The sequence below is a fragment of the Pseudomonas sp. 14P_5.3_Bac1 genome (genome assembly GCF_025466135.1).
In the GTDB taxonomy this organism is placed as follows: Bacteria; Pseudomonadota; Gammaproteobacteria; order Pseudomonadales; family Pseudomonadaceae; genus Aquipseudomonas.
On record NZ_JANLOF010000085.1, the window covers coordinates 1 to 12,443 of the forward strand.

Below are 12,443 nucleotides of genomic sequence, written 5' to 3' on the forward strand. Positions count from 1 at the left end.
CCCCCCCCCCCCCCCCGCCCCGCCCCCCCCCCCCCCCGCTCCCACATTTGAATCGCGGCGCATCAGCTCACCCTCTCCCGCAGCCGGAACCACAACATCCCCAACGCCAGCAGCGGTGAGCGCAAGGCCTTGCCGCCCGGAAACGTCATGTGCGGCACCTGGCTGAAAATGTCCAGGCCCTGGCTATGGCCGGCATGAATGGCTTCGGCCAAAAGCTTTGCGCACCAGTGGGTCACGTTCAGCCCATGCCCGGAATAGCCCTGGGCATAGAACACATTCGGATATTGCTTGAGCCTCCCGACTTGCGGAAAGCGGTTGGCGGTGATGCCGATCTTGCCGCCCCACTGGAACTCGATGGCGGTGTTCGCCAACTGCGGGAATACCTTGAGCAGCTTGGGTTGCATGTACGCGGCGATGTCCACCGGATCACGCCCGGAGTAGTGACAGGCACCGCCGAACAACAGACGCCGGTCGGCGGAAAGCCGGTAGTAATCCAGCCCGACTTTCTGGTCACACAGCGCCAGGTTTTGCGGGATCAATTGCTTGGCGATAGCCTCGGACAACGGCTCGGTGGCGATGATGTAGCTGCCCGCCGGCAGCACCTTGCCGCTCAAGCGTGGCTCCAGTTCGTCCAAGTGTGCGTTGCAGGCCAACACCAAACGCGCGGCGCGTACCGTGCCAGCGGCGCAGCGCACTTGCACGGTGTCGCCGTGGATCAGTTCGAGCACCTGGGTGCGCTCGAAAATCCGCACCCCGAGCGACTCGGCCACCTGCGCCTCGCCGAGTACCAAGTTCAGCGGGTGCAGGTGCCCAGAGCCCATGTCCACCAAGCCACCGGCATAGACCGTCGAACCGACCACCTGCTGCATGTCCTGCGGTTCGACCAGCCGAGTCTCATGGGCATACCCAAGCGCCGCCAGGCCCTGCTGCTCGCCCTTGAACGCAGCGAATTGCGCGGTGGTATTGGCCAGTTCGCAAAAGCCCCAGCGCAGAGCGCAGTCAATGCTGTGCTGACGAATGCGCTCGCCCACCAGCGCCACCGAATCAATCCCGGCCCGCTCCAGGTAACGCACGCCCTCCTCGCCTACGTACTTGGCGAACCCCGACACGTCGTGGCCGATGCCGCGAATCAACTGCCCGCCATTGCGCCCGCTGGCGCCCCAGCCGATGCGCCGGGCCTCCAGCAGAATCACCGAGAGCCCGCGCTGGGCCAGTTCAATGGCCGTATTGACCCCGGTAAAACCGCCGCCGATCACGCACACATCGGCGCTCAGGTCGGTGCCCAGCGATGGACGCTCAGGCATGGCATTGGCCGAAGCACGGTAATAGGACCGGGCGTGGTCACTGGATGAAATCATTTGTTGGTCTTCACTTTGCTCCAGGCGCGGGTCATCAGGCGCATGGTCGCCGGGGTCGGCGTGGTGGAAATGTAGAGTTTGTCGAGCACTTCCTGGGGCGGGTACACCTCAGGGTTGTTCACCAGTTCCGGCGCCATAAACGGCTTGGCGGCGGGGTTGGCATTGGCGTAGCCGACCGAGGCACTGACCTTGGCGATCACTTCGGGGTCGAGCAAATAGTTGATAAAGGCATGGGCCTCTTTCGGGTTGCTCGCGTCGGCTGGGATGGCCAGCAGGTCAAACCACAGGTTGGAGCCTTCCTTGGGAATCGAATAGGCGATATTCACGCCGTTCTTGGCTTCCTTGGCGCGGTTGGCGGCCTGGAACACGTCGCCGGAATACCCGAAGGCCACGCAGATATCGCCGTTGGCCAGATCCGAGATGTACTTGGAGGAATGGAAATACGTGATGTACGGCCGCAGGGTCAGCAGCTTGGCTTCGGCCTGTTTGTAGTCCTCGGGGTTCTCGCTGCGCGGGTCCTTGCCCATGTAATTGAGGATCGCCGGGAACAGCTCGTCCGCCGAATCGAGGAAAGCCACGCCGCACTCGTGCAGCTTTTTGATGTTCTCGGGTTCGAACAGCACCGCCCACGAATCGATGTGGTCGATGCCCAGCACTTGCTTGACCTTGTCGACGTTGTAGCCGATGCCATTGGTGCCCCACAGGTACGGCACTGAGTGCGCGTTGCCCGGGTCGTTTTTCTCCAGCAGCTTGAGCAGTTTGGGGTCGAGGTTCTTGAAGTTGGGCAGCTGCGAGCGGTCGAGCTTGAGGAACGCGCCGGCCTTCACCTGGCGCGCCAGGAAGTGGTTGGACGGCACCACCACGTCATAGCCGGTGCGCCCCGCCAGCAACTTGCCCTCCAGGGTTTCGTTGGAATCGAACACGTCGTAGACCACCTTGATCCCGGTCTTGGCCTGGAAATCAGCCAAGGTGGTCTCACCGATATAGTCCGTCCAGTTATAGACGCTGACCGTCGGCGCGGCTTGGCTGGCACTGCTGAACGCGGCCACCAGGGCCAGCGGGAGAAGCTTTTTCACAAGACGCATATCGACACCCCTTTTGAGTTTTTTTAGACGCTCAACAGCAGGAACTCACGTTCCCAGGAACTGATCACCCGCTTGAAATTCTCATGTTCGGCGCGTTTGACCGCCACGTAGCCGCGCACGAACTTCTCGCCCAGGTACTGCTTGACCGTGTCGCAATCCTCCATCCGCGCCAGCGCGTCTTCGAGGGTGAACGGCAGGCGCAGGTTGCGGCGCTCGTAGGCGCGGCCTTCCACCGGGGCGCTGGGCTCGATCTTTTCGATCATGCCCAGGTAGCCGCACAACAAGCTGGCGGCAATTGCCAGGTACGGGTTGGCATCGGCGCCCGGCAAACGGTTCTCCACGCGCATCGCGTCGGGACTGGAAGTGGGCACGCGCAGGCCGACGGTGCGGTTTTCTTCGCCCCACTCCACATTCACCGGCGCCGAGGTGTCCGGCAGGAAGCGGCGGAACGAATTCACGTTCGGCGCGAACATCGGCAGCAGCTTTGGGATGTACTTCTGCAACCCGCCGATGTGGTGCAAGAACAGCTGGCTCATCTTACCGTCGGCATCGACAAACACCGGTTTGCCGGTGGCGATGTCCACCACGCTCTGGTGCAGGTGCATGGCGCTGCCCGGCTCGTCGGCCACCGGCTTGGCCATGAAGGTGGCGGCCACGTTGTGCTTGAGCGCCGCTTCACGCAGCGTGCGTTTGAACACGGTGATCTGGTCGGCCAGGTGCAAGGCATCGCCGTGGCGGAAGTTGATTTCCATCTGCGCCGGGCCGTCTTCGTGGATCAGCGTGTCGAGGTCCAGGCCCTGCAGCTCGCACCAGTCGTAGACGTCTTCGAACAGCGGATCGAATTCGTTGGCGGCGTCGATGGAAAATGACTGGCGGCCGGTTTCGGCGCGACCAGAGCGACCCACCGGGGTTTTCAATGGCAGGTCCGGGTCTTCGCAGCGCTGGGTCAGGTAGAACTCCATTTCCGGCGCCACAATCGGCTGCCAGCCTTGCTCGGTGTACAGCTGCAGCACCTTTTTCAGCACGTTGCGCGGCGACAGCTCAATCGGGTTGCCCTGCTTGTCATAGGTGTCGTGGATCACAATCGCGGTGGGCTCGATAGCCCACGGCACCACGTACGTGGCGTTGGACACCGGGCGGCAGATCATGTCGATGTCGGCCGGGTCGAGCAGGTCGTAATAGATATCGTCGTCGACAAAGTCCCCGGTCACCGTTTGCAGCAACACACTTTCCGGCAGGCGCATGCCTCGCTCATGCAGGAACTTGTTGGTGGGCGCAATCTTGCCGCGTGCGATGCCAGTCAAATCACTGATCACGCATTCGACTTCGGTAATCTTGTGTTCTTTCAGCCAGGCGGACAGCTGATCGAAGGGGGCGTTCATAAGGACCTCGTCATGGGTTGGATGCATGCGCTTGCTTGTACTCGCGGCGCATTGAGGTCTATCTTGATGCCGCCGCACGCCGGCATCTATCCACTTTGCACCCACCATAACGCACCAATAGAGTGCGCCCAGGTTACCCATGACACAGGCAACAGCTTTGCGCGTACAGGCTTTCACCACCGGTGATGTGGCCGCTCAATGCAGTGCGACACCCGGTTGGGTGCAGCAGTACCAGCAGATGTCCCCAGGGCATTTTGCCGGGCAGATCCGTTACCTCGACCTGCAAGGCGTGCAGGTGTACGAAGAGTGCATGAACACGCGCGTGGAGCAGAACTTCAACGCGCCGCCCGGTGCATTGGCGTTTTGTTTTGATGGCAGCGACAACGCGCTGTACCTGCTCAATGGCGAAAGCCGCAACACCTGGATCACCCCGGAAAACTACCGCGAAGTGGCCGTGGTGTTCGGCCCGCAGTTCGTGCAGCGCCAGGGCCTGGATGTGGCCCGACTTGAAGGCCTGTTCATGGCGCCGCTGACCTGTCAGCAGAACGCGCTGTTCACCCGCTGGCTCAGCGGCACCCTGACGCGGTTGTCCGTTACACTCGACCCGATCAGCCGCGACGCCCTCACCCAGCAGTTGCTCGACGATTGCCTGTTCATCCTCGACAACGCCTGCGTGTGCCTGGACCGCAGCTCATTGCAGCGACGCAGCGACGAACGCCTGCTGATGGCGCGCATCGGCGAGTGGGCAGCGGATGCGCCGGATGAAACCGTCAACTTGCTGGAATTGGCGCAAATCGCCGGTGTGCCGCTGCGCCAGTTACAGCAAGGCTTCAAGACCTACACCGGAATGAGCCCGGCGCAGTGGTTGCGTCTGCGCCGCTTGAACGGGGCGCGGCGCGAGTTATTGACCTCAGCCGACACCACTGTGGCCGAGGTCGCGATGAACTGGTCGTTCTGGCATTTGGGGCGGTTTTCGAATAGCTACCGCGCATTGTTCAAGGAACTGCCCAGTGAAACCCTGAAGCGCTCCAGCTGAAAGGCGGGACGGCAGAACCATTCGCGATAACTTGTAAAACCCCGCACTTCCCCCTAGCTTATGCGCCCCCCCGTCCTGCGCTTTAAGGCCCTGCCCCCATGGTTTTGCGTTTTCGTCCTGCCGTTCACTCACGTTTCGCCCTCGGCCTGCTGCTCAGCGGCGGCATCGGTAGCAGCCTGGCAGCTGAAATAGAACTGCCGGCGGTGAACGTCCAGGGCCAGGACGAGTCCGGCTACCGCAGTGAAACCGCATCGGTCGGCAGCTTCGATGAAGCGCCGTTGCTGGACACCCCGGCCTCGATCACGGTGATCAACGCCGCGCTGATCAAGGACCAGCAAGCGCGCCTGCTCAGCGAAGTGCTGCGCAACGATGCCTCGGTCGGCGACAGCTACGCACCGATTGGCTATTACGAAAACTTCGTGGTGCGCGGCTTCTCGCTCAATGCGGCAAGCAGCTACAAGATCAATGGGCGTACCGTCACCGGCGAGCAGAACGTTGCCCTCGAAAACAAGCAGCAAGTGGAAGTGCTCAAGGGCCTGGCCGGTGTGCAGAGCGGCATTGCCGAGCCCAGCGGTGTGATCAACTACGTGACCAAACGCCCGCAGGACGTGCGCTCGGTCACGGTGTCCACCGACGATCGCGGCAGCGGTTACATCGCCACCGATGTCGGCGGCTGGTTCGGCAGCGAGCAGCAGTTCGGCCTGCGCGCCAACGTGGCCCATGAAGACCTCAACAGCTATGTGGAGCACGCCAATGGCCAGCGCGATTTCGTGTCCCTGGCGTTCGACTGGACGATCAGCCCCGACGCGCTGCTGCAACTGGATGCGGAGTACCAGAACAAGCAACAGCGCTCGGTGCCGGGTTATCAGCTGCTGGGCGGCACCGAGGTGCCGCATGACGCGTCGCCGAAGAAACTGCTGGGGCACCAGAGCGGTTCCAAACAGGTGGGCATCGACTCGCTGAACCTCAATGGCAAGTTCGAATACCGTTTCAGCGATCAATGGAAAGGCACTATCAGCGCCGCGCGCAGCAAGGTGGTGATTGATGACTACAGCGCGTTTGCCTGGGGCTGTTATGGCTCGACCAGCTGTAGTTCATCGAGCGTGCCCAACCATTTCAGCCCCGAAGGCAACTACGACGTCTACGACTATCGCAGCCCCGACGATACCCGCCGTGACGATGAAGTGCAGGCTGCAATGACCGGGCTGTTCGACACCGGCGGCCTGGGCCACGAGCTGACTGTGGGCAGCAGCGCGTTTCGCCGGGTGATCGACAAGCGCGAAGCGGTCAACGCGTACATCGGCAGCGGCAATATCAACGAAGACGCACCGACCTTCGCGCCCACCGACGAACCGCTGAAAGACAGCCACCGCAACCTCGACAGCCGCCAGTACGGGCTGTTCGTCACCGACCGCATTCGCTTCAACGAGCAATGGCAAACCATTCTTGGCGGCCGCGAAGTGCGCCTGGATGAAAAAGCCTATGACGATAATGGCAACCAGGCTCGCCACACCCAGCAATACGTGTTCCTTCCTCAAGCTTCGTTGATTTACAAACCGGTGGAAAACATCTCGCTGTACACCAGCTACAGCAAAGGCCTGTCGCTGGGCGGCACGGCGCCTTGGTTCGCTGAAAACGCCGACGAAACTCTGGCTCCAACCGTGTCACGGCAAATCGAAGCCGGCGTGAAATACGACTGGCGCCGAATTAGCTTCGCCGCCGCCGTATTCCAGACACATCAGGCCTATCAGTACGCCAAACCGGAAGATGGCAAGTTCACCTACGTGCAACAAGGCCAACAGAAAAATACCGGCCTGGAACTCTCCGCCAACGGCTGGGCCACCGACCGCCTGCAAATCGCAACCAGCGTGGCGGCGATTCGCGCGCGCGTGAGCAACAGCGGCACGCCGGAATACGAAGGCCATCAGGCGATCAACGTGCCCACGCTGCGCGCCAGCGTGTACGCCGACTATGCGTTGCCGTGGGTGAACGGTCTGGCGCTGCTCGGCGGTGTGCAATACAGCGCCAAGAAATACGCCAACCGCACCGGCAATGTTGAAGTGGGGGATTATGCAGTGGTCAATGTCGGCAGCCGCTACACCACCAAAGTCGAGGGCTATGAAACCGTGTTTCGCCTGAGCGTCGACAACCTGTTCGACAAACGTTACTGGCGCGACGCCGGCGAATACATGGGCGATGACTACCTGTTCCAGGGCGCGCCGCTGACGGCGCGCCTGAGTGCTTCGGTCAACTTCTGAACACCCGCGGCGCTGCCAGACACAGCGCCGCCACGCCACAGATCAACAGGCTCCAGCCCAGGTTCTGGGCCCAGGCCACCAGCCCAAGCCCGGCGCCGATCATCAAGTAATACAGCAAGCCGAACACTGCGGCGGCCGTGCCAAGCCGGTCGGGATAGCGCACCAGCGCGGCACCCAGCACATTCGGAATTGCCATGCCGAATGCCAGCACCACCAACAGCATCGGCCATACAAAAAGCCAGCTGTCTTGCAGCAGCACGACGAGCAAGCCCCCCAGTGCCGCTACGCCAGCGGCGCTCAGCACCAACTGCTCACCGTTCATGCCACGCTTAAGCAACCGCTTGTTCAGCCACGCCCCAAGCCCCGAACCCAGCGCCAGCAGCACGCCGCTGTAGCCGAACTCGGCAGCGGACAAACCCAGCCGCGCGAAGATAAACGGCCCCACGCTGTAATAGCCGAACAGCGCAATATTGAACGCCGCCACCAGGCCGACCGAGCGCCAAATGCCTGCGTCCCTGAGCATCAGGCCCAGCGTTTCGGGCAGCGACGCCGTCGACACTGAGGCAGGACGCGTCTCGGGCAAGGCCCACAGGCACCAGCCCCACAACGTCAGCGCCGCCAGCAGCAACCCGGCCAGCATGCCGCGATAACCGAAGTACGCCACCAGCGTCGCGCCACTGAACAAACCCAGCGCAGGACTCGCAGCCAGGGCGATGCCCATTATCGAAAACACCTGGGCCAACTGCGCACCGTGGAAGCGATCGCGCAGCACGGTTTGCGTCACCACCGAGGCGACCGCTGCACCAAACGCCGCCAGCGCCTGGGCCACTAACAAGGCATTGAACGTGGTCACAGTCAAGGCCAGCACCGACGCCGCCACATACAGGGCCAATCCGGCCAACATCACCGGCCGCCGCCCCCAGCGATCACACAGCCGGCCCCACACCACGACCCCGAATGCGAACGCCAGGAAATACACCGACAGGGTCTGCCCTGCCCGTTCGGGCCCAACCGCAAACGCTTCGCCGATATCACCCAGGGCCGGGCTGTAAAGGGTCTGGGCCAATTGCGGAAACATCAGCAACGCCACAGTCAGCACCAACAAATTTTGCACGTTCATCGACGACTCCTTCGTATAAACAACGCCAGGAGTTTAAGGACCGTCAACTGGGGTATTATCCAAACTTCGCCATTTTATCGATCAAATCGGACAACCTATGGCCTGGCTTGCCGCCGACGCGTCTTTCGACCCCGACCGCCTCCCGGCGCCGGTCATCGGCATCGCCGCGCTGCTCGGCGACCATGACTCCGGCCTGCATCGGCACCAGCGTGGGCAACTGTTGTTTACCCAACAGGGCTGCACCCGCATCACCCTGGACAACCAACTGTGCCTGCTGCCGCCCTCCCGCGCGGCATGGATCCCCTGCGGTGTGCCCCACCGCGCGGTGATGCACAAAACCGTGGATTACCGCTCTGTCTACCTGAGCGCGGCATTGGCTGATCAGTTGCCCAAACAGGTGCGGGTCATCGAAGTCAGCGCCTTGCTGCGGGCGGTGCTGGAACCCATGGCAATGGCGCCGTTCCAGACCGATTGGCACGCCGGCCGGCATGCCCATCTATTGGGGTTGTGCCTGGATGAAATCCAGCAGGCCGCCGAGCAACCGATGCTCCTGCCCTTGCCGCACGACAAGCGCCTGGCCCCGTTGCTGGCCGATCTCGACAGGTTGCCGCCAACGCTGCAAGCGCTGGAAAAACAGATTGGCGCCAGCACCAAGACCATCGGCCGGATTTTCCTGCGGGAAACCGGCCTGGGGTATCAGCAATGGCGCCAGCAGTGGCGCTTGATGCGGGTCATCGAACTGCTCGCCACCGGGCGCAGCCTGGGCTACTGCGCTTTCGCGCTGGGCTTTGCCAGTGACAGTGCGTTGATCGCCTTTTTCAAGGGCATGACTGGCACCACGCCACGCGGGTATTTCAAATCAAGCTGAAGGCTTACTTGGGCATCTTGCGAAAGCCCACGGCCAGGCGGTTCCAGCTGTTGATAGTGGCGATGGCCACGCTCAAATCGACCTGCTCCTGGGCGCTGAACTCGGCGGCCAGCGCGTTGTAGTCTTCGTCTGCGGCGTGGGTCTGGCTGAGCAGGGTGAGGCTTTCGGCCCAGGCCAGGGCGGCACGCTCACGCGGGGTGAAAAACGGCGTTTCACGCCAGGCCGACAGGGTGTACAGGCGGCGCTCGGTTTCACCGCCCTTGCGGGCGTCGGCGGTGTGCATGTCGAGGCAGAAGGCGCAGCCGTTGATTTGCGAGACGCGCAGGCGCACCAGTTCCAGCAGCGGGAGTTCGAGGGACAGTTTGCCGACGGCGCCTTCCAGGGCGAGCATGGCTTTCATGGCGTCCGGGGAAGCGGTGTAGAAATCGGTACGGGTTTGCATGGTGATACTCCAGAACGGTGGGGATTGGTGGCCAGAGTAGTCACCGTGAGTGCCCGGAGAAATATCCAATTGCGGGGAAGATTGGGTGGCCAATGTGGCGACCGTGCGGGAAGGTAAAACGATCAACCCGGCAACGGAATCACCCGCAGCCGCCTGACCGACTTGTACGAAAAACTCGAATAGATCTCCTTGACGCAGGGCAGCGTTTGCAACACCTCGCGCGCAAATTCCCCGAACGACTCGAGGTCCTTGGCCACCACCTCGAGCAAGAAGTCATAGCGCCCGGACACGTTATGGCACGCCACAATCTCGGGAATTTCCAACAACCGCTGCTCAAAGGCGCGCGCGATTTCCTGGGTATGACTTTCCATCATGATGCTCACAAACGCGGTCACCCCGTACCCCAGCGCCTTGGGCGACAGGATCGCCTGGTAGCCGCTGATCACCCCGTTCTCTTCCAGGCTGCGCACCCTGCGCCAACACGGTGAGGTGGTCAGGGCCACGCGGTCAGCCAGCTCGGCCACCGTCAGCCGGGCATTGCCTTGCAACGCATTTAACAGTGCTTTATCGGTGCGATCCAGACTCACGGGCATGATGTGCCTCTATTCATTGTTTTTATCGACGTTTCGGCCCTTAACCCGGGCATTTCCAGCAAATTTTGCAAGGTTCATCTTTGGTTATGAGCATAGCATCGTAGGAAATAAGGAGCGTCCGGCATGAACAATAAACACAATGCATTCGGCTTTTCCACTCGCGCCATCCACCACGGCTATGACCCCAAGGACCACCACGGCGCCCTGGTGCCGCCGATCTATCTGTCTGCCACGTTTGCGTTCCCCACGGCTGAATACGGCGCTGCCTGTTTTGCCGGAGAAGCCAGCGGCCACTTCTATACGCGTATCTCCAACCCGACACTCGCGCTGCTGGAATCGCGCATGGCCACCCTGGAAAACGGCGAGGCCGCCGTGGCGTTCAGCTCCGGCATGGGCGCGATTGCCGCGACGTTCTGGACCCTGCTGCGTCCGGGCGATGAGGTAATAGTCAGCCAGACCCTCTACGGCTGCACCTTCGCCCTGCTGCACCATGGCATCGGCGAATTCGGCATCAAGGTGCGCCACGTCGACCTGACCGACCTGGCCGCCTTGCGTGCGGCGCTTTCCCCCGCGACCCGCATGATCTACTGCGAGACGCCGGCCAACCCCAACCTGCGCCTGGTGGACATTGCGGCGGTCGCCGCGCTTGCCCACCAGCAGCCCAACGTTACCGTGGTGGTCGATAACACCTACTGCACGCCCTACCTGCAACGGCCTCTGGAACTGGGCGCCGACGTGGTGGTGCACTCGGCGACCAAATACCTCAGTGGCCATGGCGATATCACCGCCGGCATCGCCGTGAGCAACCAGGCCCTGGCGCAGCGCATTCGCCTGCAAGGGCTCAAGGACCTGACCGGCGCGGTGATGTCACCGCAGGATGCGTCGTTGCTGATGCGCGGCCTCAAGACATTGGCCCTGCGCATGGACCGCCATTGCAGCAATGCCCTGGCGGTGGCCGAAGCGCTGCAGGCACACCCGGCCGTGCAGTGGGTGACCTACCCCGGGTTGCGCTCTTTCCCACAATACGAATTGGCGGCGCGGCAGATGAAGCAGTCCGGCGGCATGATCGCCTTTGAACTCAAGGGCGGCATTGCGAGCGGGCGCCGCTTCATGAACGCCCTCAACCTATTCACCCGTGCGGTCAGCCTGGGCGATGCCGAATCACTAGCCCAGCACCCGGCCAGCATGACCCATTCCACCTACACGCCCGAAGAACGTGCGCAACACGGCATCAGCGAAGGCCTGGTGCGTTTATCGGTCGGGCTGGAGGACATCGCCGATCTGCTGGAGGATATCCATCAAGCCTTGGCCAAGTGCACCCGCACCGTAGCGCCCCGCCGGGTCCTGGTAGAGGAGCACAGCGTGAAATAAGCCTTAGGCACCCAGTAACGCTTTCCCACAAACGGTGGTCGGACTGGTCTGACCACCGTTATGCGTTTTTAATCTGATTTTTTCCAGATTGGATCCCCATGCTTTCGTCAGGCTGTACTAGCATAGGTGCTCGACGGGTGCATTATCACTGCAGGTTATTCACCCTGGTTACCTTATTAAATCCCGTCGCGATAAGGCTGAATACCTGCACTGGAACTCATGGACGAATTGATGAACTCACACCTGTTCCCACATATAGGCAAGGTCATCGCCAGCACCGGCAGTCGCCATTTCCCACGCATGCTGCATGACCTCATCCTGACCCAACTGGCAGTGGACGCCACCCATATCACGCAATTGCGGGTCAGTGCCGAGGGCCACACCCGCCGCAGGATCAGCCCGGTCTACACCGATTCGGTAGCCGCCTTGGGTGAAGAACAGCCCGCCGCCCAGCTGCACCTCACGCGCCGCAGGGATGATGTTCGCTATGTGCTGTCGGTGTACCGCTCGCACCAGTCAGAAAGTTTTTCGCCGCAGGAACGCAGCATGCTGCAGGACTTCTCCACGCTGCTGCTGCCCATGGTCGAAAAACACATCACTGCGATCCAGCCTTGCCGCCCGACCAGCGAACCGGTGATGCCGGAAAACCAGGGCATCGAAACCCTGCGCCGGCGCATTGAAGAACGCCTGGTGCAATCGGGCCTGACGCTTTCCAACCGCGAACTCGAAGTGTGTGTCGGCCTGCTGGCCGGGCGCACTGCACCACAATTGGCAGAGCAACTGGCACTCAAGGTCAACACCATCGAGAGCTACCTCAAGCGCGCGGCGATCAAGCTGGGCATCAGCGGGCGGCATTCGTTGTTGCGGTGGATGTACGCGACCGAGGAAGGCACGCTTACAACCCTCTGAATCACCCAAAAACCTGTGGGA

Annotated in this window: 11 protein-coding genes; 5 read left to right on the plus strand and 6 right to left on the minus strand. The window is 61.8% G+C overall.

The genetic code is table 11. From position 1 onward, the window contains the following. Positions 1 to 62: 62 nt before the first annotated feature. Genes NTD89_RS24900 through NTD89_RS24910 form a run of 3 tightly spaced genes read right to left on the minus strand, consistent with a single transcriptional unit; the run spans position 63 to position 3,825 of the window. A complete protein-coding gene (locus NTD89_RS24900; RefSeq protein ID WP_262210219.1) occupies positions 63 to 1,358 on the minus strand; it encodes an NAD(P)/FAD-dependent oxidoreductase in 1,296 nt (431 codons plus the stop codon). Beyond that, on the minus strand, positions 1,355 to 2,443 hold the full coding sequence (locus NTD89_RS24905) for a polyamine ABC transporter substrate-binding protein (RefSeq protein WP_145164639.1): 1,089 nt from the start codon (positions 2,441 to 2,443) through the stop codon (positions 1,355 to 1,357). The genes NTD89_RS24900 and NTD89_RS24905 overlap by 4 nt, the downstream gene beginning before the upstream one ends. 23 nt (positions 2,444 to 2,466) lie before the next feature. Further along, complete coding sequence (locus NTD89_RS24910) at positions 2,467 to 3,825, minus strand: glutamine synthetase family protein (RefSeq protein ID WP_145164641.1); 1,359 nt, start codon at positions 3,823 to 3,825, stop codon at positions 2,467 to 2,469. 139 nt (positions 3,826 to 3,964) lie between these two features. On the opposite strand from NTD89_RS24910, the gene NTD89_RS24915 reads away from it, so the two are divergent. Both NTD89_RS24915 and NTD89_RS24920 read left to right on the plus strand, forming a co-directional pair. After that, a complete protein-coding gene (locus NTD89_RS24915; protein ID WP_262210222.1) occupies positions 3,965 to 4,861 on the plus strand; it encodes a helix-turn-helix domain-containing protein in 897 nt (298 codons plus the stop codon). Positions 4,862 to 4,959: 98 nt separating this feature from the next. Next, positions 4,960 to 7,119 carry a TonB-dependent siderophore receptor gene (locus tag NTD89_RS24920; protein ID WP_262210224.1) on the plus strand — a complete coding sequence of 720 codons (2,160 nt, stop codon included), beginning with the start codon at positions 4,960 to 4,962 and terminating at the stop codon, positions 7,117 to 7,119. Here the strand turns inward: NTD89_RS24920 and NTD89_RS24925 are convergent. Then, positions 7,109 to 8,239 (minus strand): MFS transporter, encoded by a 1,131-nt coding sequence (locus tag NTD89_RS24925; RefSeq protein WP_262210225.1) that lies wholly within the window; start codon positions 8,237 to 8,239, stop codon positions 7,109 to 7,111. The genes NTD89_RS24920 and NTD89_RS24925 overlap by 11 nt on opposite strands. Before the next feature lie 97 nt (positions 8,240 to 8,336). Between NTD89_RS24925 and NTD89_RS24930 the strand changes: the two genes are divergently transcribed. Further along, positions 8,337 to 9,107 (plus strand): AraC family transcriptional regulator, encoded by a 771-nt coding sequence (locus tag NTD89_RS24930; RefSeq protein WP_262210227.1) that lies wholly within the window; start codon positions 8,337 to 8,339, stop codon positions 9,105 to 9,107. A gap of 4 nt (positions 9,108 to 9,111) precedes the next feature. Here NTD89_RS24930 and NTD89_RS24935 read toward each other — a convergent pair whose 3' ends face one another. Both NTD89_RS24935 and NTD89_RS24940 read right to left on the minus strand, forming a co-directional pair. After that, on the minus strand, positions 9,112 to 9,549 hold the full coding sequence (locus tag NTD89_RS24935) for a carboxymuconolactone decarboxylase family protein (protein ID WP_262210229.1): 438 nt from the start codon (positions 9,547 to 9,549) through the stop codon (positions 9,112 to 9,114). Between the two features lie 122 nt (positions 9,550 to 9,671). After that, positions 9,672 to 10,142: an Lrp/AsnC family transcriptional regulator gene (locus tag NTD89_RS24940; RefSeq protein ID WP_262210231.1), complete on the minus strand. Its 471-nt coding sequence runs from the start codon at positions 10,140 to 10,142 to the stop codon at positions 9,672 to 9,674. A gap of 123 nt (positions 10,143 to 10,265) precedes the next feature. Here NTD89_RS24940 and NTD89_RS24945 point away from each other — a divergent pair, with 123 nt between their 5' ends. Together NTD89_RS24945 and NTD89_RS24950 are read left to right on the plus strand one after the other, a co-directional pair. After that, entirely contained in the window at positions 10,266 to 11,513 is a 1,248-nt protein-coding gene (locus NTD89_RS24945) for a methionine gamma-lyase (RefSeq protein ID WP_262210233.1), read from the plus strand. A 231-nt stretch (positions 11,514 to 11,744) separates the two neighbouring features. After that, complete coding sequence (locus tag NTD89_RS24950; RefSeq protein WP_262210235.1) at positions 11,745 to 12,422, plus strand: response regulator transcription factor; 678 nt, start codon at positions 11,745 to 11,747, stop codon at positions 12,420 to 12,422. The last annotated feature ends 21 nt before the right edge of the window (positions 12,423 to 12,443 follow it).

Excerpts from the sequence above, each read along its gene's own strand:
- NTD89_RS24940 (WP_262210231.1), bottom strand. The coding sequence starts at position 10,142 with ATGCCCGTGAGTCTGGATCGCACCGATAAAGCACTGTTAAATGCGTTG.
- NTD89_RS24910 (WP_145164641.1), bottom strand. The coding sequence starts at position 3,825 with ATGAACGCCCCCTTCGATCAGCTGTCCGCCTGGCTGAAAGAACACAAG.
- NTD89_RS24930 (WP_262210227.1), top strand. The coding sequence starts at position 8,337 with ATGGCCTGGCTTGCCGCCGACGCGTCTTTCGACCCCGACCGCCTCCCG.
- NTD89_RS24905 (WP_145164639.1), bottom strand. The coding sequence starts at position 2,443 with ATGCGTCTTGTGAAAAAGCTTCTCCCGCTGGCCCTGGTGGCCGCGTTC.
- NTD89_RS24915 (WP_262210222.1), top strand. The coding sequence starts at position 3,965 with ATGACACAGGCAACAGCTTTGCGCGTACAGGCTTTCACCACCGGTGAT.
- NTD89_RS24900 (WP_262210219.1), bottom strand. The coding sequence starts at position 1,358 with ATGATTTCATCCAGTGACCACGCCCGGTCCTATTACCGTGCTTCGGCC.
- NTD89_RS24935 (WP_262210229.1), bottom strand. The coding sequence starts at position 9,549 with ATGCAAACCCGTACCGATTTCTACACCGCTTCCCCGGACGCCATGAAA.
- NTD89_RS24945 (WP_262210233.1), top strand. The coding sequence starts at position 10,266 with ATGAACAATAAACACAATGCATTCGGCTTTTCCACTCGCGCCATCCAC.
- NTD89_RS24925 (WP_262210225.1), bottom strand. The coding sequence starts at position 8,239 with ATGAACGTGCAAAATTTGTTGGTGCTGACTGTGGCGTTGCTGATGTTT.
- NTD89_RS24920 (WP_262210224.1), top strand. The coding sequence starts at position 4,960 with ATGGTTTTGCGTTTTCGTCCTGCCGTTCACTCACGTTTCGCCCTCGGC.
- NTD89_RS24950 (WP_262210235.1), top strand. The coding sequence starts at position 11,745 with ATGAACTCACACCTGTTCCCACATATAGGCAAGGTCATCGCCAGCACC.